At 66.2% G+C, this 240-nt stretch carries 1 pseudogene; it reads left to right on the forward strand.

Annotated elements, in window-relative coordinates:
* Positions 1 to 240, forward strand: a pseudogene (locus tag AC0IYH_RS33715) (hypothetical protein); the annotation flags it as partial.

Below are 240 nucleotides of genomic sequence, written 5' to 3' on the forward strand. Positions count from 1 at the left end.
GGCGAGATGCGGACGATCGCGGCAACGACCTGGGCCGAGTACAAAAAGTATTTCGAGAAGGATCCGGCGCTGACCCGCCGTTTCCAGGTGGTGAAGGTCGAGGAACCGGCGGAGGCACTGGCGGTCGCGATGCTGCGCGGCCTCGTGCCGGTGCTGGAGAAGCATCACAAGGTTCGCATCCTCGGCGAGGCGCTGGAGGCGGCGTCGGGTCTGTCGCACCGCTACATCACCGGACGGCAG

Source organism: Pseudomonas sp. AC463 (genome assembly GCF_979253585.1).